This is a genomic window from Shewanella sp. SM101, from assembly GCF_025654465.1.
In the GTDB taxonomy this organism is placed as follows: Bacteria; Pseudomonadota; Gammaproteobacteria; order Enterobacterales; family Shewanellaceae; genus Shewanella; species Shewanella oncorhynchi.
The window spans coordinates 36473-55584 of record NZ_JAKKRH010000007.1; the positions used below are offsets into that span (position 1 = coordinate 36473).

Sequence of the window (19112 nt, forward strand, 5' to 3'; positions counted from 1 at the left end):
TATCAAAATGACCAATAGGATAAATATTTCGGCGGGTAAATGGCACCTATTTTTAGCCAATTCACCAGATTATTTAAGTGGTTGGAGCAGTTTAGCGTTTATGAACAAACAGACTCTGCTCTTGGACCAACCTCTGGGTGTATTCATGTTTTGGTGAGTTAAATATTTGTTCTGTATCAGCTTTTTCAACCATTACACCTTTGTGCAGTACCATAATTTTATCGCTGACATGGCGAATAATATTGAGATTATGGGACACGAAGATATAAGACAAGCCGAGATCTTTTTGCAGTTTTAACAGCAAATTAAGAATTTGCGAACGCACCGAAAGGTCCAGAGCGGTTAAGGCTTCATCGGCAATGATAATTTTAGGATTGAGCATTAAGGCTCGTGCTACTGCGACTCGTTGTTTTTGCCCTTCGGAAATCATGTGCGGATAAAACTCCGCATGCTCGGGTAATAAACCTACTTTTCGTAAGGTATCGACCACTTGGGTGTGCCTCGATTGCGCTGACATTTGGGTGTTGAAACGCAGCGGCTCATCGAGCAATTGACCAATCGTTAGGCGCGGGTTCAGTGAAGTATTCGGATCTTGGAAAATCATCCGAATTAAGCGGCATCTTTGCTTCACATTGCGGCTATCTAAGGCTTCACCTTCGAAAAAAATCTCACCACCGCTGCGGGGCTCTGCACCGACTAAAATGCGGGCGAGGGTACTTTTACCTGAACCCGCTTCACCCACTATCGCTAAGGTTTCACCGCGTTCGAGTTCAAAGGATACGGGCGCTAATGCATCGTTATATTGGCGGGAAAAGCCCTTATAACCAGTATCATATCTTTTATAAAGGTCATTAACTTTAAGCAGTGGGGTCGTCATTATGGGTTTCGCCGTGATAAGGGAAATGACAGGCAAAATAGCGGTCTTTGATATGACTCAAATTTGGCTGATTAACGCATTTTTTTTGTGCTTCAGGGCAGCGTGGCCCTAAACGACAACCAATTGGCAAATGCTGTAAGGCGGGCGCAGAACCCGGTAGGGTAGGCATAATCGCCTTGTGACCACCTGAGCCTGAATAGTCGGGCATATTTTCGAGTAACGCCTTAGTGTAAGGATGATAAGGCTGCTTAATCACTTCGTCCGTCGGCCCAGATTCCATGACTTGACCGCAATAGAGCACGGATAAGTGATCACACCATTGGGCTAAGGTTTCCAGCTCGTGGCTGATCAATAGAATCGATACGTTTTGTAATTGATTTAATTGGGATAATAATCTGAAAATTTGCGCCTGAGTGCTGAGCTCCATCGAGCTTGTGGGTTCGTCTGCAATCAATAGGCGAGGCTGGTTAGCAACCGCCATCGCAATCATCACCTTTTGGCATTCGCCTTCGGATAATTCCCATGCGTAGCTAGACATCACCTGCCGCGGATTCTTGATCCCGACTTTATGCAGCCATTTCTGTGCTGTAAGTCTTGCATGCCTGCGCCGTTGCCAAAAATAGGCGCTAGGATTTTTAGGCATAGCTTGCATTAACTGACTGCCGACGGTTTGTGCTGGATCTAAGCTGCCAGACGGATCTTGGAAGATCATCGCCATGTCTGACCCCATCAGATTACGGCGCTCTTTTGAGCTCATGGCCATCAAGTTATTGCCATCCCACATCATGCGGTCTGCAGTAATAGTCCAGTTGGGTCCGGGGATGCCTAAAATCGCTCTGGCTAACAAACTTCGTCCTGAGCCAGATTCACCGACTAGCCCATGAATTTCGCCCGCATTGAGCGTTAAGCTGACTTTTTCTAGCGCCCGCACTCTACCGTGGGGCGTATCGAGTTCAATCGTTAGATTTCGTACGTCGAGTAAGGGCATAAGTTAGTTTCTGATGGGCGCAAGCGCCGACCGTAGGCCATCGCCAACCAAGTTAATGGAAAGCACACTGAAAAGAATCGCTAAGCCTGGGATAGTCACGGCCCAAGGCGCGGTTAGTAAATTATCCATCCCTTGGGCGACCATTGCGCCCCATTCTGGACTCGGCGCCTGCGCGCCCAAGCTTAAAAAACCCAGGGCAGCGATATCTAAAATAGCTGCTGAAATGGCAAGTGTGGTTTGAATAATCACCACTTCCCACACGTTTGGCATAATGACATACCAAAAAATTTGCATCGAGTTAGCGCCGTCTAAACGCGCGGCTGTGACATATTCTTTTTGTAATTCTTCATGCACTGACTGGTGTATGGAGCGCACAAATTGTGGGGTTAAGGCTATCCCGACGGCCCAGAACACATTTTCAAGCCCTGGTCCCATAACAGCAACCACTAAAATCGCCATTAATAGCGAGGGAATAGATAACAGCGCATCGAGCAAATGACCAAGAATACTGGATTTTAAGCCCCGCATCATGCCCGACAATGACCCTATGATAAAGCCTGTGAATAATGCGGTAACGACGATCAGTAGCGCCATGCCAAAGGTCAAGTGCGCGCCGTGTAATAATCGGCTGAAAATATCGCGGCCGAGATCGTCAGTCCCTAAAAAGTGCGCCACTGTGCCTGAAGGGTCCCAAGAGGGTGGCAACAGCAAGGCTCTTGGATCTTGTGCCTCTGGTGGGAAGGGCGCAATCATAGGGCCAAACAGGGTTAGCAAGAGCAGAAATGCAATCGTCCATAGACCCGCTAAGGCGAAAGGATTAGCCGAAAAGTTAAGCCAAACCCGCATAGTCGGAGAGGCAATTTGATCTTCTTGATAAATTTTAACTGGTGGCATAAAGGTCTTTTCTGCTCAGTGGATTAAAGGCTGTGTGCAGCACTTCAATCAAGATACTTAGGAAGATAATCAATAGGGCAACGGCCAAAATCCCACCTTGGATAACAGTATAGTCCCGTTGGTAAATCCCTGAAACCAGCCAAGATCCTACACCAGGCCAAGAGAAAATCATTTCAACCACTATGGCATAACTGGCAAATGAGCCAAGCATTAGCCCTAAATGTTTAAGTACGGGGATCAGCGCATTGGGCAGGGCGTGGCGTAGTATAATCGTGCCAGTATGCATGCCTCTGGCTTCGGCGGCGCGAATGAAGGTTTGATTCATCACATTCACCATTGCCGAACGGGTGCTACGAACCACTACAGTAAAAGGTAATACGGCCAGTGTTGTGGCAGGCAAAATGATATGCAGCAGGGCATCTTTAAATGCCGACATGCCGTATTCAGACTCTGACAACAAGGTATCCACTAGCATAAAGCCTGTGACAGGCTTGATTTCATAGAGCAAATTGATCTGTCCCGAAATTGGTAACCAACCAAGATCGACGCCAAACCAAAGCGAAAGATAAAGGCCTAACCAGAATACGGGTACAGAGTAGCCCGTTAGGGTAATCGCCATAATGGTATTTTGGGTGAGCTTATGTTGACTCTGGGAGGCGAGCACGCCTAAGGGCACGCCCAAGCAAATTGCGATAATGCCCGCCATCACAGCAAGTTCGAAGGAGGCGGGCAGGACGGCACTGAGTTCTTCGGCGACTTCTTGATGTGACGTGACTGAAATCCCTAAATTACCGCTAAGCCTTTGTTGTAGGTAAGCGATAAATTGCCACGCTTGGTTTTTATCTAATTTGTAGTCTTGTTCTATTTGAACCAGTTGGGGCGCCGTCGGTGTATGTATGCCAGTGAGTGCATAGGTGCGCTCAACTGGAAACAAGCCTGTAGCGTAAAATAAGACACCCACCATGACTAACGAAGTAGCAAGAAATAAATTGAGGCGACGCAGTAGGTATGTAAACATTAATTCGCCTCCTGTGGTGCTTGGCTAGTATGGGTGAAGGAAATCCCACCAAAAGGCGTAAGCTGCATATCCTTGATATCACTGCGAGTTAATGCCACACGTTTGGCATGGGCCAGACTCAGCATAGGTACTTGTTCAGCTAAAAAGGCTTCTGCTTGTTGATAAATCACTTTACGTTCCGCTTGATCTGATACTTCCCTTGCGCTGTTTAAGATGGCATCAAACTCAGGGTTACACCAGCGAGAACGATTGTTGTTTGATTGCATTGCTGCGCAGCTCAGCAGCGGATTAAAAAAGTTATCGGGATCGCTGTTATCAGCATTCCAGCCAATCAGCACAGAATCATAGTCGTCGCGGCTCAGTCTCTGATTAAATACGCTCCAATCGTAACTGACGATATTCACTTTTACGCCGATGTTTGCTAAATCGGATTGAATTAATTCGGCCGTTTTCAACGAATTGGGGTTATAAGCGCGGGCAACCGGTATGGCCCAAATATTGATGCTGAGATTTTTTATACCAGCTTCTTTTAATAGGTCGCGTGCTTTTTGCGGATTGTAATCGACAAGTCCTTTGTTATTTTCGTAGGCCCATGATGCTGGTGGCAGAACGCCGGTGGCTTCAATGGCAGTATTTTGATAAACCGCTCGCAGGATATTTTGTTTATCAACAGCATAGGCAAGTGCACGACGTACGCGAACATCATCTAACGGTGGCTTTTGTGTATTAAAGGCCCAAAATGCTACGTTAAGACCTGGTTGTGATTCGATGTTTAATTCTTGATGCTGTTTGATAACAGGCAGTTCACCTGCTTTGGGCAGCGCAGAAACGCTGCAATCCCCCGCGATAAGCTTAGCGAGCCTAACTGTACTTTTGGGCGTGATATCAAATACCAGCATATCGATTTTTGCTGGCTCTCCCCAAAAATCGGGATTACGGCGATAGCGGATATATTCGTTTTTAGCGTATTGCACTAAGGTGAACGGTCCTGTACCAATGGCAAAGTGGTCGACGTTTTCAGGATGACCTAAAGCTAACTGCTGCTGCGCGTATTCGTTGGATAAGATCACCGCAAAGTCGGTGGCTAAATTCGACAGAAAAGAAGCGTCTTTGCGGGTTAAGTAAAAGACCACTTCATGATCGTTTATCTTCTCTATCCCTTTAACTTGCTGAGAAAAGCCAATACTTTGGAAGAAGGGATAACCCGTGCGGGAGACAAAATGATAAGGATGTTGGGTATCGATAATACGATTAAAGGAGAGCAACACATCGTCGGCATTAAAGGGGCGAGTTGGGTAAAAACGCTTTGAATGCTGGAACTGCACGTTTTCCCTGAGAGTGAAGCGATAGCTTAAGCCATCATCAGACATGGCCCAACTCGTCGCCAAGGCAGGGACAAGCTTGCCTGACTGGGTGTCATAATCCACTAGGCGACTATAAATTTGATGTGAGGTGGCATCGATTGTCGTGCCAGATGTCACCAATTGTGGATTAAAAGACTCAGGGTTCCCTTCGGAGCAATACACCAAACCAGAAGGGAGTCGTTGGGGGCCACACGCGACCAACAACCAACTCATGCAAGAAACTGCAGTTGTTAGGCACAGGCGTCTAATTAGCACACTCATTTATAAATCATTATTTTATCGACTATGAACGGCTATTTTAGCAGTGCATCTCCCCCGTGGGCAATCTGCTTATGCTTTATCAAGTAAATTGTACTTTTTAAGGATGCCACGCAGTTGGTGGTAGCTTAATCCGAGCATGTCGGCGGTTTTCTTTTGGTTATATTGGCTGTTTGAAAGTGCCTGCTGGATCAGATCCATTTCGTACTTCTCAGTTTGCTCTTTAAAATCCAGCGGAAAATTAAAGCAATTCGTTGAATACTCAGTATTGACTTGTACTTCAGCCTCAAGTATCGGCGCAGATTGTGACGTACTGGCAACAGTTGTTGGCGCGACTGAGGTGATTTGGCGTTCGCGAGTCTTGATCCGCGTTTGGGGCCGATACGGTGAAGCAAAGGGATCGAGGGTAATATGATCGATGGGTCTATTTTCACCACCATTACGGTAAACGCTGCGCTCGACTACGTTTTTAAGTTCACGGATATTACCCGGCCAGTCGTGGGTCATTAATTGCTCGACCGCATGGGCGCTGAAACCGCTGAATAGCTGCAGCTTTAATTGGCGCGCCATGCCAACGGCGAAATATTCCGCCAGCGTCATTATGTCTTCTGGGCGGCAACGCAGTGGTGGCAGAGTAATTACATCGAAGGCGAGTCTATCGAGCAAGTCGGCACGAAATTCGCCTGCGTCAGCAAGTGATGGTAAATCTTCGTTGGCGGCGCAGATTAAACGAACATCAGCCTGCACCGTTTTGCTGCCGCCGACCCGCTCAAATTCGCCATATTCAATGACACGCAGAAGCTTTTCTTGGATAAGTCCTGAGGTGTTGGCTAATTCGTCGAGGAATAAGGTGCCGCCGTCGGCGCGCTCAAAGCGGCCTTCGTGTTTGCCTTTGGCGCCAGTAAAGGCTCCTGACTCATGGCCAAATAACTCACTCTCGAGTAAATTTTCACTCAAAGATGAACAGTTTAGCTTAATAAAACTTTGATCCCAGCGCTTAGACAGATAATGTAAGCGTTCGGCAATAAGCTCTTTACCAGTGCCACGTTCACCAATAATCAGTACGGGTTTAGACAGAGGCGCTATTTGCGACACATGTTCTAACACTTCGAGTAGGGCGTTAGATTGACCGATAAGGTTGTCTTGCTGAAATTTATTATCCACGATATTTTTTAGTCTTTCGCGCTAAAATTTGGTGAAAATGATAATAAGTGGCTTGAAGCGTAAAAGGAAGTAAAAGTTAATATTTTGTTTAAGTTGCTGTATTTAAATAAGAAGTAAAAGTTGGCACGGTTAGTGTATTACCTTGTACGAGACCAACATCAATTTGAGGATAGGATTATGGGAATTTTCTCTCGTTTCGCCGATATCATTAACTCTAATATCAGCGCATTGCTGGATAAAGCCGAAGACCCAGAAAAAATGGTTCGACTGATTATCCAAGAAATGGAAGACACACTCGTTGAAGTGCGTTCTACCTCAGCTAAAGTGTTAGCTGAAAAGAAAGAGCTGCAACGTCGTATCAACCGCGTGTTAGAGCAAGTGCAAGATTGGCAAGATAAGGCTGAACTGGCACTGTCGAAAGACCGTGAAGACTTAGCGAAAGCCGCTTTAGTTGAAAAACAAAAAGCGACCGGTTTAGCAGATACGCTGAATCAAGAGTTAGCCGTCATCGATGAACATATCGCACGCTTGAAAGATGAAGTGGGCATGTTGCAAGAAAAGCTGCTCGATGCAAAAGCGCGTCAAAAGACCATTATTTTGCGCACTCAAACAGCGTCATCACGCTTAGAAGTGAAAAAGCAGCTAGATTCAAGCAAGATCGACAATGCTATGCTCAAGTTTGAGCAATATGAGCGCCGTGTCGAAGGCTTAGAAGCCCAAGTTGAATCTTACGATCTTGGCAGCAAGAAGACCTTAGCCGATGAGTTTGCGGCGCTAGAAGCGGAAGATTCTGTGAATGCAGAACTGGCAGCGCTCAAAGCCAAGGTAAAAGGTAAAGCGCCAACTAAGTCAAAAGAATAACAATTCAGAGGTGAGTTATGGATATGGACGTGCTAATGGCGCCGATTATTATTTTCATGGTGATAGTCGCGCCAATATGGTTAGTTCTTCATTATCGCAGTAAGCGACAAGTGAGCCAGGGACTCACTGAGGAAGAGTTTTCACAACTCAATGATTTGATATCCAAGGCCGATAAAATGGCGGCGCGTATCGAGACCTTAGAGGCCATTCTGGATACAGAATCGCCCGAATGGAGGGGGAAACATGAGAGGATCTAATGGCCGTTCTTTGTACCGCATTCCCCAGTCAGGCAAAATAGCAGGTGTATGTGCAGGGATTGCCGAGTACTTTGCGATTGAAACTTGGTTAGTGCGAGTGCTGACTGTGTCTATCTTCTTACTCGGCGGCTCAGGTGTGGTATTTATCATCTATGTCGCTTTGTGGGTGATTTTAGACATCAAGCCGCAAAAGCATTACGATAGAGACGATATCGAGGTGAAGAAGAAGCCGTGGCAGTCGGGAGAACCCGCAAAGCAAGCGCTAAGCGACGTGAGTCGTCAATTTCGAAGTCTGGAAGTCAGGCTACAAAATTTAGAACGCCATGTCACCTCTGACAACTTTGATTTAAAAAGACAAATCAATAGTTTGTAACCCTTTTAAAGGGCGGCCATGTCCGCCCTTGTTGCTTAATCTCTGCTCCATTCCAGTGTATAGTCAACATCACTTGACATAAGTTAACATCATTCGACATAAGGGAAGTCTCTATGGGAATGCTTGATGCCTCGCTCCATAAATTAACCCAAAAGGGCCAATCCCTGTTACATCGCACCGCGGACCGGCATTTACGTTTGGCCGTGACTGGGCTTTCTGGTGCAGGAAAAACAGCGTTTATTACGGGGTTAGTCAATCAGTTACTCAATTCTGGACCTGTCTCAACGTTACCCCATGCCCGCAACAACAGTGCTTTGCCACTGTGGCAGGTGAGCCGCGATCAGCGTTTACTCGGTGTTAAGCGTGCCATGCAGCCGGATCTTGAAATCGCCAGTTTTGATTATCAAGGCGCCATGTTAGCGCTCACTTCCGAACCTGCGACCTGGCCTGCCTCCACTCGTACTATTTCTGAGTTACGATTGGCGATTAAATACCAACCTAAGAAGGGCTTACTGGCAAAGTTTTCTGATACCGCCACCTTGTATTTAGACATAGTCGATTATCCTGGCGAATGGTTACTCGATTTACCTATGTTGCGCCAAGACTTTGTAACCTGGTGTCGCGCTCAACAAGTTCGCATCGAGAATCTTAAAAGCTCACCCTTGTATGCTGAGTTTGAACAATCTTTGATTTTATTGGATTTAGCCGCCAGCGCCGATGAGCAGCAATTAAAGCAGATTGCCGATCAATATCAGCTATTACTCAATGATTTAGTGCACGTGCAAGGTTATTACCAAGCGCAACCTGGGCGTATGTTATTGCCAGGTGAATGGCAGGGTGCTCCCTTATTGGCTTTTTTCCCCCTGTTATTGGTTAATGATGAAAAGTTTGCTGAGCTTTCGCAAAGCGATAAACACAGTGGATTCCATGTACTTGAAAAACGTTATCAAGAATACGTGGCTAAAGTGGTTAAGCCTTTCTATAAAAACCACTTTGCCGGTTTTGATCGGCAGTTAGTACTCGTTGACTGTTTTAGTGCGTTGAATCGCGGTAAAAAGCAATTTGAGGATATGGGCGCGGCGCTCAATGCCATTATGGAAAGCTTTCAGTTTGGCCAATCGAGTTATTTACGGCGTTTATTTGCCCCCCGCATCGACCGTTTGTTGTTTGCCGCGAGCAAGGTTGACCATGTGACTCGCGATCAGCAGAGCCATGTTTTGTCCCTGCTGACCGATATGTTGAAACACAGCCAGCATTTTGCCAGTTTCGATGGTTGTAAAGTGGAGACGATGGCGATTAGCGCCATCAAGGCGACTCGCCATGGCATGGTGACAACTCAAGACGGTGAGGTCGAAGTCGTGCAGGGGATGGGACTCAATGGTAAAGCCCTGACCTTGTTTCCCGGCGAAGTGCCCACTCGCTTACCTGACGCGCATTTTTGGCGTGAACAAGGGTTTAATTTTGTTGGGTTCGCGCCGCCGAGCAATGTTAATGTTGACCCTTCTCAAGTGCATTTTGACCATATTCGTCTCGATCATCTGCTGCAGTACTTACTGGGAGATAAGTTGGAATGACGTTAAAGCTATCTGATAATCCAAATGAGCAGGCCTCTAATTCCTCTGTACACTCCTTTGAGCATAAGGCGCTGAAAAAGCAGCAGCTGTTTGACCCAGAAGTCGTGGAGCTCAAACCCAGCAAAGAGGAGCTCAAAGGGGCGAAAGCCTTTGATCCGCATACGCCAGTGCAAGAAGTGGCTGCTGATATTGAGGAATTGATGGATGAAACGCTGTCATCCCATCCAAAAATGATCGATGCTAAATCGGTATCGCCTCAACTTGTAAAATCACGCCGTTGGTCTTGGCTCGCTCGTCTAGCAGCTGTGAGTTTATTGCTGCTCGTGGTAGTTCAAACGGGATTAGGATTGAGGGATGCTTGGCTTGAGAACCCTTGGTTGTTTAGTTTTTATGGTGTTGTGCTTGGGGTGGTCAGTGCGTGGGCATTGGCGGGCGCAGTCAGTGAATACCGTAAGCTCAAGCGACTCAAACAGGTCGCCGATACTCAAGAAACAGGTGCAAGGCTAGCGCAGAGCATGCAAATGGGTGAAGCAGACAGCTTTATCGATAATATCGTTTGCCACTATGAAGACAGCCAAGGTTTGCAGCAACTTCGCAGCTCATTAAAAGATGAACATAATGATGCCGAGAAAGTCTTGTTATTCGAGGACTTAGTGCTGACGGAGCGAGATGAACTGGCCAAAAAAGTCGTGCGACGCTATGCGGCTGAGTCGGCAGTGCTACTGGCGGCGAGTCCGTTAGCAGTGCTCGATATGGCGATTATCCTCTGGCGTAATCAACGTATGTTGCGTGATGTCGCCCGCTGTTATGGCATAGAACTGGGTTACTGGAGCCGAATTAAACTTATCCGCAGTATCATCATCAATATTATTTATGCGGGTACCAGTGAGTTAGTTACCGATTTAGGAACACAGCTGTTATCGGTTGAAATGACAGGTAAATTGTCTGCTCGTTTGGCGCAAGGTTTAGGGGGCGGCATGTTAACGGCGCGCCTTGGATATCAAGCCATGGCGCTGTGTCGGCCGATTGTGTTTAGGGAAGAGCAAAGGCCTAAATTGTCTAAAGTGCATCAGGAATTGTTGATCGAACTGAAGCAGTTTTCAGGCAAGCTGTTTACCAAGGAAGGCCGCGACGCATTAAAAGGCCAGTTCGCCGATGTTGATGACAAAGTACCTCTGTCAGCTAAAGATAAATCTAAAGAGTAGATATTATTTAATATCAAACAATTAACCGATTTAAATCGGGCGAAAGTAGATGCGCTAATGGACTTGTTCCTTAGCGCATTTTTTTATGATTTTTTGCAGGTACCGAGTATGACCAAGTGCGGCTGAAAAGTGCTATGTAACAAGTTAATTACACTTTGCGCGCTGCTATTTTCGCCACACTACTGGCTTAAGTGCTTGGCCGCGTTATGGTAGGGCTTATTCGATAGGGCTAGTGTTATCCATTGAATAGTCCATAACGCAGGTATTGAGCATCCCAAACGAACAATCAATCAAGAAGGGATCAGTTCAATGCCAATTACAAGGAGCTAGGTATGCAAGATGAGTCAGGCAAGATGTGGAAAGCGGCAACACAGGTTATTCATGGCGGCCATGAGCGTGAGGCCTTTGGCGCCTTAGTGACGCCGCTATATCAAAGTGCGACTTTTGTGTTTGAGTCCGCACAGCAAGGTGGTGAGCGATTTGCGGGTAATGAGCCGGGGTATATTTACACGCGCTTAGGTAATCCGACAACCGCCGAGCTTGAACGTAAAATGGCGATTTTAGAAGGTGCAGAGGCCGCCGCTGCAACCGCATCTGGTATGGGCGCAGTATCCGCCGCATTACTGGCTAACTTGCAGATGGGCGATCACTTAGTGGCATCCAATGCCGTATACGGTTGTACTTATGCGCTAATGACGACTCAGTTCGCTCGCTTTGGTATTGAAGTGTCCCTAGTGGACTTTTCATCGGTAGCAGAAATAGAAGCGGCGATTAAATCCAATACTAAGGTCATTTTCTGTGAAACCCCAGTGAATCCCCATTTACAGGTGTTTGATTTGGCAGCAATTGCGACTATTGCCAAACGTCATCAGTTGGTCAGTATTATCGATAACACTTTTATGACGCCATTACTGCAGAGACCGCTGGATTTTGGTATCGATTTGGTGATCCACAGTGCGACTAAATATCTGAATGGTCATGGCGATGTGATTGCGGGGATAGTGTGTGGCAGCGAAGAACAGCTCCATAAAGTGAAGTATGAAATCTTAAAAGATATTGGCGCTGTGATATCGCCACATGATGCTTGGCTGATCTTGCGCGGCCTTAAAACCTTAGATGTACGTTTACAGCGCCATTGCGATAGTGCCCAGCGAGTGGCCGAGTTTTTGGCCGAACATCCCAGTATTAACCGGGTGTATTATCCCGGACTTGCCTCTCACCCAGGGCATAAATTTATTGGTCAGCAGATGAAACGTGCCGGCGGGGTGATCGCGTTTGAACTGGCGGCAAATTTAGAAGAAGCCATGGCCTTTGTCGGATATCTAAAGTTGTTCTCAATTGCGGTGAGTCTAGGTGATGCTGAATCCCTGATTCAACATCCTGCATCGATGACGCATTCACCTTATACGCCAGAGGCAAGGGCTGCCGCTGGGATTGGTGATAATTTGCTGCGGATCTCTATTGGTTTAGAAGATTGTGACGACATCATCGCCGACTTGAACCAAGCGCTAGCTCGATTAGCTTAATGAATGTTGTTATTTTAAAGACCGTTAGCTATTTGAATGATAAAAGGATGCTTTTTGCATCTTTTTATCATAGTCAAGCACTGGCTCATTGAGCTGAAGACAGAAGTTTAGCGATAGTGAATATTTATGACGCCGATTTGGTATTTCGGGACAGCTTAGACTATTTTTGATTTGAGGCCACGGAAGTAGGACGAAAGGCCGCAAATCATGGAATAGAGGAATTGTTATGAAAACCACAAATCGTATACCTGCTTTTATGAGTGCTATAGCATTAACGGCTTTTTTGGCAAGCCTAGCAATCGCAACAGAAACCCCAACCAAGGCCGCCGTGAAAGTACAGGCTAAAACTGAAGCAGGTGAAATGGCATCGGATGTGAAGAAAGCTATGCCAGATGCCGCTCAAGTCAACATCAATACCGCTTCAGCCGAGCAGTTACTCGTGCTCAAAGGGATTGGTGCCGCAAAGGCTCAAGCGATTGTCGACTATCGCACTAAAAATGGTAAGTTCAATGCTATAGATGACTTAGCCAATGTCTCTGGTGTTGGGGCTAAGATAATTGAGCAAAATCGCCATTTGATCAAGTTGTAACCACCTTTGGCGATGATTGCGCTGTAGCCTGCTGATTTTTATGATAAGAGATCCAATAAAACATATATAAAAGTCTGCATTTGCAGGCTTTTATCATTTCAATCACTTCACTTGCTTATAGATTGTGCAGTTAGGCGGGATATTAAGAGATCTTGTCGATTAGCGCTTGATCCCATAGGAGGCATGGGGGATAATCCTCGGCGTTCAAGCAAGCACTTTGGTTTATATCTTTCAAAGCAATGCTCGAAGTTATGGTGACCCTAGGGTCCCCCCGCAATGATAACTTGTGAACTCGGCCAGGCCCGGAAGGGAGCAACCGCAGCAAGCGACTCGTGTGCCGGGGTGTCGGCTCTAGGGGAACCTCCAATTCAACTTTCCCTCTGTTTATTTCCGTTGTACTTCTCTATATCTACTCAATTTATATTATTCAATATATTAGCTTACAGGCTATTTCCGTTTTCTGCCGTTAATCATTTATAGCATTAATATTTCTGCACAATGAGATAATCCATTACCTGCCTCTGTTCTTGCCACTGCAACGGCTAAAAATGCTCTCAATAGTAACTCTTAGCAAGATTAGCGATTTGCTTCGGCTTCTTCCTGTAATCTTTTTTGCAGATTTTGTTTAAGAAAGGCGCGGGACTTTTCGAGTGCGGTTTGGATCTCACGCTTTAATTCCTGCAGCTCGTTATAGTCTTCAAAGAAGTAAGTATCGACAAGGTGGCGTATGTAGCGGACTGGCAGTTGATTTAAGGTCACGCAACATAAGTCGGCGAGATAGTCTTCAGGAAGCTCGTCCATAAGTCCTTCATCTGACAATATTTCCATTAAAAGAACTTCGTAGTAATTACGGATTTCGAGTTGCATTGTTATGCTCCATGACGGTTTTCATTGAGTTTGCTACCACAAATGATTTGCCGCAATAAAAAGTTGGCTGTGTCTTTGGCTTAATTGTAGTGCGTCTCTGCTGTAGCCGCCGCCTATCACGGCTGCAATTGGAATATTTTCCGATTGTGCCATTGATAACACAGTTAAATCCCGTCTGAACAGTCCTTCTTGACTGATATTGAGCAAGCCAAGATCGTCATTTTGATGAATATCGACCCCAGCATCATAAAGAATCAGATCTGGTTGATGGATTCGGATAAGGAGGGCGAGTGTCTGCTCCACGGTTTCGAGATACAGATTGTCATCGCTGCCTTTGGTTAGTTCAATATCATGGTGGGAATACTGCTTACGACTCGGGAAATTCTCTTTGCAGTGAATCGAGCAACTGATGATCCCTTGATGTTGGTGGCTAAGGGTTGCACTGCCGTCACCTTGATGCACATCGCAATCAAAAATCAGTACCTTGTGTACTTGCTGGCTCGCGATGGCATTTCTGGCCGCGAGGATAAGGTCGTTGAAAATACAATAGCCGCTGCCAAAATTGTAATGGGCGTGATGGTAGCCACCCGTGAGATGCAGGGCAATACCCTGATTTATGGCTAATGAAGCTGTGAGTGTGGTGCCTGCTACAGAATGCAAGGTACGCTCAACTAAGGCTTCACTCCACGGGAAACCAATCCGTCTTAGCGCCGCTGTTGGCAAGGTTCCCGCGATAAATTGCTCTACATATTCGCGTTGATGCACTTGTATTACATCTTCTGCATTCATGGCCGTTGGTGCGTGGAATTGTGCAGTCGTGGCAATGTGGTTATCGAGTAAGTACTGCCGTAAATGTGCGTATTTAGTGGTGGGAAATCTGTGATGGGGAGGAAGCGCCAGCTTGGAATAGCTGGCGTGATAAACCAGTGGGATCAGAGTCAATATTGACTAAACCTCGTTATCTCAAGTCGTTACAGCTGTGAAATTGCCCAGCTCATAAATTCTTTACGTGTTTTCTCATCCGCTTGTAGCCACCAGTATTGCAACATTTGTTGTGGATTAGCGGCTGTCGCTTTAGAGGTGTCTACGGGGGCAGTGAGTGACGTCGCGCTAACGGTCGCCGATGTTGTTGCCACGGGTGCTGGTGCAACGGCTACTACTGCACCTGCGGCACCGGTTGCTGCTGCGGCAGTACCGGATACGTCAACGGCTTGATTACCACTGAAAAGGCGAGAGACGAAGCTTTCTTCTTCTAAATTGGTATTCACCACTTGGTAATTGACGCTGCCTTTGTCACTACGGGTTAATTTGATTTGTGGGTTTTGCGCGTAAACTTTAGGCTTTTTAACGACTTCACCTTCGGCCGCTTGCAGGTAATATTGATGGTCGCCATCAACATCTAAAGTAACGATGAAAGGTGCTGACTTAACAAAGGTTTGGCTGTCACTAAAATCATCCTCTACCATTTCATGATAACGAATGGCGATTTTGTGAGTGCCGGGGGCCAATTCTAAGCTGCTTTTATGGTTGAATACGCTTGACTCGACTTTTCTACCATCAAGAGCAAGGTACTCAAATGACATAGGAATGTTCAGATCTGCAGCGAAGGCTGAGGCAGATCCGAGTAATACTAGCAGGCTGCTAATTGGCAAAAGTGATTTCATTGTTACTCCTTAACGGTTATTACTCTGATACGGGCGTTCGAATATTTGAATGCGATCTTCTATATAACTAATAGCTTGCCTGCATTTCCCTAGACGACGATGCATCAAAAGGATGTCATTTTGCAATTTTATTTTGTCAGCACTATGACAGTTTTCAAGTTTTGATTCCATTTCTTCAATTTTTTGTTCAAATTTTTTCGCCCAATTAAGATGTTTGTTCAATTCTTCGTAGATCTCATGACTATTTTGCATCACGTTATTGGCGATCCAATCGAAACCACTGGCTTGGTGAGACTGATTCTGGCGCTGTGCAAAACGGGCACGGCTACTGGCGCGCTGCTGAGTTTTAGACTTAATGTCGATAGAAGTGGTCAGCAAGGCTCGTTTGACTGCGGTAAATCTATCTTGGATCCGCTCACAGCTCAGGGCAATGGTCTGGGGGGCGAGTTTAAGCTTAATTTGTTTTTCGAGCTGCATAATACTGCTACGAATTTGTTCAATACAGGGGCCGAGTTGGGCGCCGTGTTGGACAAACAGCGAGTGATTAAAACGCTCCGTTTCTTGCAGGAGTTTGCGCTGCGGCGGCGCGAGTCGATTATCGTGTTGCAGCACTTCTTGTTCTAAGGCTTTAAGCTGATTCTTCAGCATCACCATTAATTGTTGGGTGTTCACAACCATGCGCTCCATGCCAAATTCGCTGCAATCATTAGCACGATCAAAATAAACAGTGGGCGGATAAAGGGCATGCCAAATTTAATCGCACAGCGGGCGCCGATAAATGAGCCTAACATCATGCACAATCCCATCCACAAACCTATTTGCCACTCTACCTGCCCAAGCCAGCCAAAGATAGTCAATGCGGTCAAGTTGCTGGTAAAAGTCATCGCACGGGCAAGGCCACAACTGTGCAGTAAAGGCAGTTTATACAAAGAGCCTGATGTGACGGTCCAAAATGCACCAATGCCTGGGCCTGCAAAACCATCATAAGTGCCTAAAGCCAGTCCCTGTAGCCATTGTTGCTTGGCTGGCGGCTTGCTGGTTGGTGCTTGGCAGTTAACGTCTGACATCGCATTGGGGCTGACTAAACTGTAAATGGCGATGCCAATGATCAGCAAGGGTAGGACCTTTTCGAGCCATTGAGTATCGACTAAATAGACTAAGAAACTGCCCAATACCGCGCCGATAAAGGTGGCGATAAAAGCCATGTACCAAAACGAGGGTTTAAAGAGGTGCTTGCGATAATAGGTCCAAGCCGCCATAAAAGAGCCAAAGCTTGCGGCTAACTTATTGGTGCCTAATACGGTATGCGGCGCAATGCCTAAGGTTAACAGTGCGGGGATTGACAATAGGCCACCGCCACCCACGACGGCATCAATGAATCCAGCGATAAGACCTATGACTGCCAACAGGGCCCAATGACTGGGCTCGAGTAACAACTCCAAATTTTAATCCTACTCTATAACACGTCTAAAGGGCGGTAAGGCGTCCAGTAAGGACTTGCCATAGCGTTTAGTAACTAACCGCCTATCTAAAATGGTCACTCGGCCATAATCTTGCTCTTTACGCAGTAATCTACCACAACTTTGAATAAGCTTACGTGAAGCATCTGGAATCGTTAGTTGTAAGAAGGGATTACCGCCTTTGACTTTGACATATTCTGCATGCGCTTGCTCAACGGGCGAGGTTGGTACGGCAAAGGGCAGTTTAGTGACGATCAAGTTAGTCAGATAATCGCCGGGCAAGTCGAGACCTTCAGAAAAACTGCCGGTGCCAAACAAGATGCTTGGTTCGCCCTTATCGCATTTAGCTTTATGATTTTCTAATAATTGTTGCCGTGGCGCATTGCCTTGAATAAGTAGTTCAGTGGTGAGTTTACCTTCAAGTAATTCAACCACTTTTTCCATCTGCCAGTAGGAGGCGAATAGCACTAAGGTTGCCATTTCGCCTTCAATAAGGGTGATGATTTGTTCGGCAAGTTCAGCCGTATAGGCATCATCCGTCGGCTCAGTGCGCATTTTGGGTAAATAAAGAGTCGCATTATTGGGGTAATCGAAGGGCGATTGTAAGGCTAAATAACGACTGCCATCGTTGAGTGATAACCCCACCTGATGTACGAAATGGTCGAAGTTATTGAGTGCGCGCAGCGTGGCGCTACATAAGACTACGCCTGCGGCCTTTTGCCACAGCATGGATTCCAGCATAAAGCCGACTTCGATAGGTGAGGCGCTAAACAGATAATCCACTTGTTTACCTGTGATGAGCTCAACCCAGCGCGCCATAGGTGCACCTTTATGTTTATCTTCCTTGGCCATCATCCTCCACAATTTCTGCAGGTTTTCGAGCCTTTGCAGCATAAATCCGGTTTCGGCCAATAGCGCTTCGGATTGATGTTTAGGAATATCGCCATCTTTAATCGCCTCGGCCAGCAGTGACAGCATTTTATTAAACTGTTTGAGGGCTAGATTAGAGGTAACAGCGAGGTTTTCGGCGAGAATGAGTAATGAGTCCGGCAGTTTGCCGTGCTCAAAACGCAGACGGTTTTCAGGATTGGCAAAGTGTTTGGTCTGGGTATCGCAGTAGTGGGCCACTTGATTGAGCTGGCTGATAAGATCGCCTAAATGATCTTGCATCGCCTGCGCGGGGGCAATGATATTGTTGCTCTTTATTTGGTTTTGTAACTTAGCGCAGGTTTTACCAATTTTTTCGAGCCAGTCGCAGGCGCCCCTCAGCGTGGCCTGTGCACTGGAGAAATCCCGCGCCACAATCGGTAAGTGATGTGCCTCATCGATAACATAAAACACGTCTTCGGGATCGGGCAAAATCACGCCGCCGCCTAATTCTAAATCGGCGAATAACAAGCTGTGGTTGGCTATGAGCACGTCCCAAGTATCGACATCTTCGCGGGCTTTATGGAACGGGCAATTTCTGTGGCTGGCGACTTGGCGATGACAGCTGTGTTTGTCGCAGGCGATTTGTTGCCACAGGTGATCGGGCAGCGGCACGGCTAAGGTGTCGATTTCGCCGTTCCAGCGACCTTCGTTATAGTCTTTTAATAGGCCGTGCATCATAGCCACTTGGCTATTGTCTGGTTTAGTTTGCCACATGGCCATTTGTGTACTGTTGTCGTCACCGATGAGCATCGCCAGTTTCGATAGACACACATAACGTTGTCGACCTTTAACTAAGCCAAAGCGGAAATTTAAGCCGGATTGCTCAAGGAAGAAGGGCAAGTCTTTATGCAGTAATTGCTCCTGCAAAGCGACGGTTGCGGTAGCGATGCAGACCTTTTTCTTGCTCGCTAATGCCAGTGGAATGGTACCGAGGATATAAGACAATGATTTACCGATCCCAGTGCCTGCTTCGACCACTATGATGCGCCTATCTTTATCATAGTCGCCGGCGAGGGTCTTAGAGATTTCCGCCACCATATAGTTTTGTTCGCGGCGCGGTCTAAAATTAGGCAAGGCGGTAGCAATATCCTTATAGATGGCGCGGATCTGGGTTTTTACATTGTCAGGTAACATGCGTCACTACTTTATCGAATTAATGCTGTACATAATAACAGTGATTGCATAGCCTAAGAAACTTTTCTGCCATTTGGCGGCATTTAAATTGAGGAACCATCTAAATTGA

19 protein-coding genes and 1 other RNA gene are annotated in these 19112 nt (G+C 46.5%); 8 read left to right on the plus strand and 12 right to left on the minus strand.

Features of this window, described 5'->3' with window-relative positions:
• Positions 1 to 91: 91 nt before the first annotated feature.
• The 6 genes from L5M38_RS05605 to pspF form a co-directional block, all read right to left on the minus strand.
• A complete protein-coding gene (locus L5M38_RS05605; protein WP_105252932.1) occupies positions 92 to 877 on the minus strand; it encodes an ATP-binding cassette domain-containing protein in 786 nt (261 codons plus the stop codon).
• The gene (locus L5M38_RS05610) at positions 858 to 1865 is read right to left on the minus strand and encodes an oligopeptide/dipeptide ABC transporter ATP-binding protein (protein WP_028760462.1); all 1008 of its coding nucleotides are present in this window, start codon (positions 1863 to 1865) and stop codon (positions 858 to 860) included. Before L5M38_RS05610 ends, L5M38_RS05605 begins: the two co-directional genes overlap by 20 nt.
• Positions 1866 to 1868: 3 nt before the next feature.
• Positions 1869 to 2759 carry an ABC transporter permease subunit gene (locus tag L5M38_RS05615; protein WP_006081133.1) on the minus strand — a complete coding sequence of 297 codons (891 nt, stop codon included), beginning with the start codon at positions 2757 to 2759 and terminating at the stop codon, positions 1869 to 1871.
• Positions 2746 to 3777: an ABC transporter permease gene (locus L5M38_RS05620; RefSeq protein WP_263178536.1), complete on the minus strand. Its 1032-nt coding sequence runs from the start codon at positions 3775 to 3777 to the stop codon at positions 2746 to 2748. Before L5M38_RS05620 ends, L5M38_RS05615 begins: the two co-directional genes overlap by 14 nt.
• On the minus strand, positions 3777 to 5402 hold the full coding sequence (locus L5M38_RS05625; RefSeq protein WP_263144427.1) for an ABC transporter substrate-binding protein: 1626 nt from the start codon (positions 5400 to 5402) through the stop codon (positions 3777 to 3779). Before L5M38_RS05625 ends, L5M38_RS05620 begins: the two co-directional genes overlap by 1 nt.
• 69 nt (positions 5403 to 5471) lie before the next feature.
• On the minus strand, positions 5472 to 6563 hold the full coding sequence (gene pspF, locus L5M38_RS05630; RefSeq protein WP_263178537.1) for a phage shock protein operon transcriptional activator: 1092 nt from the start codon (positions 6561 to 6563) through the stop codon (positions 5472 to 5474).
• A gap of 177 nt (positions 6564 to 6740) precedes the next feature.
• On the opposite strand from pspF, the gene pspA reads away from it, so the two are divergent.
• The 8 genes from pspA (at position 6741) to ffs (ending at position 13306) form a co-directional block, all read left to right on the plus strand.
• Positions 6741 to 7424 (plus strand): phage shock protein PspA, encoded by a 684-nt coding sequence (gene pspA, locus L5M38_RS05635; RefSeq protein ID WP_006081137.1) that lies wholly within the window; start codon positions 6741 to 6743, stop codon positions 7422 to 7424.
• Positions 7425 to 7441: 17 nt separating this feature from the next.
• Positions 7442 to 7681, plus strand: coding sequence for an envelope stress response membrane protein PspB (gene pspB / locus L5M38_RS05640; protein WP_006081138.1), 240 nt, complete (start codon positions 7442 to 7444; stop codon positions 7679 to 7681).
• Positions 7668 to 8054: an envelope stress response membrane protein PspC gene (pspC, locus tag L5M38_RS05645; protein WP_263171057.1), complete on the plus strand. Its 387-nt coding sequence runs from the start codon at positions 7668 to 7670 to the stop codon at positions 8052 to 8054. Before pspB ends, pspC begins: the two co-directional genes overlap by 14 nt.
• Before the next feature lie 113 nt (positions 8055 to 8167).
• The gene (locus tag L5M38_RS05650; protein ID WP_263178538.1) at positions 8168 to 9628 is read left to right on the plus strand and encodes a YcjX family protein; all 1461 of its coding nucleotides are present in this window, start codon (positions 8168 to 8170) and stop codon (positions 9626 to 9628) included.
• Positions 9625 to 10833: a YcjF family protein gene (locus tag L5M38_RS05655; protein WP_263178539.1), complete on the plus strand. Its 1209-nt coding sequence runs from the start codon at positions 9625 to 9627 to the stop codon at positions 10831 to 10833. Before L5M38_RS05650 ends, L5M38_RS05655 begins: the two co-directional genes overlap by 4 nt.
• Positions 10834 to 11165: 332 nt before the next feature.
• Positions 11166 to 12359, plus strand: a complete 1194-nt coding sequence (megL, locus tag L5M38_RS05660) for a methionine gamma-lyase (RefSeq protein ID WP_263178540.1) — start codon at positions 11166 to 11168, stop codon at positions 12357 to 12359.
• A gap of 226 nt (positions 12360 to 12585) precedes the next feature.
• Positions 12586 to 12948 carry a ComEA family DNA-binding protein gene (locus tag L5M38_RS05665; RefSeq protein WP_263178541.1) on the plus strand — a complete coding sequence of 121 codons (363 nt, stop codon included), beginning with the start codon at positions 12586 to 12588 and terminating at the stop codon, positions 12946 to 12948.
• Positions 12949 to 13208: 260 nt separating this feature from the next.
• Positions 13209 to 13306, plus strand: an RNA gene (gene ffs, locus L5M38_RS05670) — signal recognition particle sRNA small type.
• 218 nt (positions 13307 to 13524) lie between these two features.
• Here the strand turns inward: ffs and L5M38_RS05675 are convergent.
• Genes L5M38_RS05675 through dinG form a run of 6 tightly spaced genes read right to left on the minus strand, consistent with a single transcriptional unit; the run spans position 13525 to position 19003 of the window.
• Positions 13525 to 13815: a late competence development ComFB family protein gene (locus L5M38_RS05675; RefSeq protein WP_028760452.1), complete on the minus strand. Its 291-nt coding sequence runs from the start codon at positions 13813 to 13815 to the stop codon at positions 13525 to 13527.
• 33 nt (positions 13816 to 13848) lie between these two features.
• Positions 13849 to 14757: a histone deacetylase gene (locus L5M38_RS05680; RefSeq protein WP_263178542.1), complete on the minus strand. Its 909-nt coding sequence runs from the start codon at positions 14755 to 14757 to the stop codon at positions 13849 to 13851.
• A gap of 29 nt (positions 14758 to 14786) precedes the next feature.
• Positions 14787 to 15479 (minus strand): DUF2057 domain-containing protein, encoded by a 693-nt coding sequence (locus L5M38_RS05685; RefSeq protein WP_263178543.1) that lies wholly within the window; start codon positions 15477 to 15479, stop codon positions 14787 to 14789.
• Between the two features lie 9 nt (positions 15480 to 15488).
• On the minus strand, positions 15489 to 16157 hold the full coding sequence (locus L5M38_RS05690) for a primosomal replication protein (RefSeq protein WP_206765984.1): 669 nt from the start codon (positions 16155 to 16157) through the stop codon (positions 15489 to 15491).
• On the minus strand, positions 16148 to 16921 hold the full coding sequence (locus tag L5M38_RS05695) for a sulfite exporter TauE/SafE family protein (protein WP_028760448.1): 774 nt from the start codon (positions 16919 to 16921) through the stop codon (positions 16148 to 16150). The genes L5M38_RS05690 and L5M38_RS05695 overlap by 10 nt, the downstream gene beginning before the upstream one ends.
• A gap of 9 nt (positions 16922 to 16930) precedes the next feature.
• Complete coding sequence (dinG, locus tag L5M38_RS05700; protein WP_106650158.1) at positions 16931 to 19003, minus strand: ATP-dependent DNA helicase DinG; 2073 nt, start codon at positions 19001 to 19003, stop codon at positions 16931 to 16933.
• Between the last annotated feature and the right edge of the window lie 109 nt (positions 19004 to 19112).

Excerpts from the sequence above, each read along its gene's own strand:
- L5M38_RS05605 (WP_105252932.1), bottom strand. The coding sequence starts at position 877 with ATGACGACCCCACTGCTTAAAGTTAATGACCTTTATAAAAGATATGAT.
- L5M38_RS05610 (WP_028760462.1), bottom strand. The coding sequence starts at position 1,865 with ATGCCCTTACTCGACGTACGAAATCTAACGATTGAACTCGATACGCCC.
- L5M38_RS05615 (WP_006081133.1), bottom strand. The coding sequence starts at position 2,759 with ATGCCACCAGTTAAAATTTATCAAGAAGATCAAATTGCCTCTCCGACT.
- L5M38_RS05620 (WP_263178536.1), bottom strand. The coding sequence starts at position 3,777 with ATGTTTACATACCTACTGCGTCGCCTCAATTTATTTCTTGCTACTTCG.
- L5M38_RS05625 (WP_263144427.1), bottom strand. The coding sequence starts at position 5,402 with ATGAGTGTGCTAATTAGACGCCTGTGCCTAACAACTGCAGTTTCTTGC.
- pspA (WP_006081137.1), top strand. The coding sequence starts at position 6,741 with ATGGGAATTTTCTCTCGTTTCGCCGATATCATTAACTCTAATATCAGC.
- pspB (WP_006081138.1), top strand. The coding sequence starts at position 7,442 with ATGGATATGGACGTGCTAATGGCGCCGATTATTATTTTCATGGTGATA.
- pspC (WP_263171057.1), top strand. The coding sequence starts at position 7,668 with ATGAGAGGATCTAATGGCCGTTCTTTGTACCGCATTCCCCAGTCAGGC.
- L5M38_RS05650 (WP_263178538.1), top strand. The coding sequence starts at position 8,168 with ATGGGAATGCTTGATGCCTCGCTCCATAAATTAACCCAAAAGGGCCAA.
- L5M38_RS05655 (WP_263178539.1), top strand. The coding sequence starts at position 9,625 with ATGACGTTAAAGCTATCTGATAATCCAAATGAGCAGGCCTCTAATTCC.
- megL (WP_263178540.1), top strand. The coding sequence starts at position 11,166 with ATGCAAGATGAGTCAGGCAAGATGTGGAAAGCGGCAACACAGGTTATT.
- L5M38_RS05665 (WP_263178541.1), top strand. The coding sequence starts at position 12,586 with ATGAAAACCACAAATCGTATACCTGCTTTTATGAGTGCTATAGCATTA.
- L5M38_RS05675 (WP_028760452.1), bottom strand. The coding sequence starts at position 13,815 with ATGCAACTCGAAATCCGTAATTACTACGAAGTTCTTTTAATGGAAATA.
- L5M38_RS05685 (WP_263178543.1), bottom strand. The coding sequence starts at position 15,479 with ATGAAATCACTTTTGCCAATTAGCAGCCTGCTAGTATTACTCGGATCT.
- L5M38_RS05690 (WP_206765984.1), bottom strand. The coding sequence starts at position 16,157 with ATGGTTGTGAACACCCAACAATTAATGGTGATGCTGAAGAATCAGCTT.
- dinG (WP_106650158.1), bottom strand. The coding sequence starts at position 19,003 with ATGTTACCTGACAATGTAAAAACCCAGATCCGCGCCATCTATAAGGAT.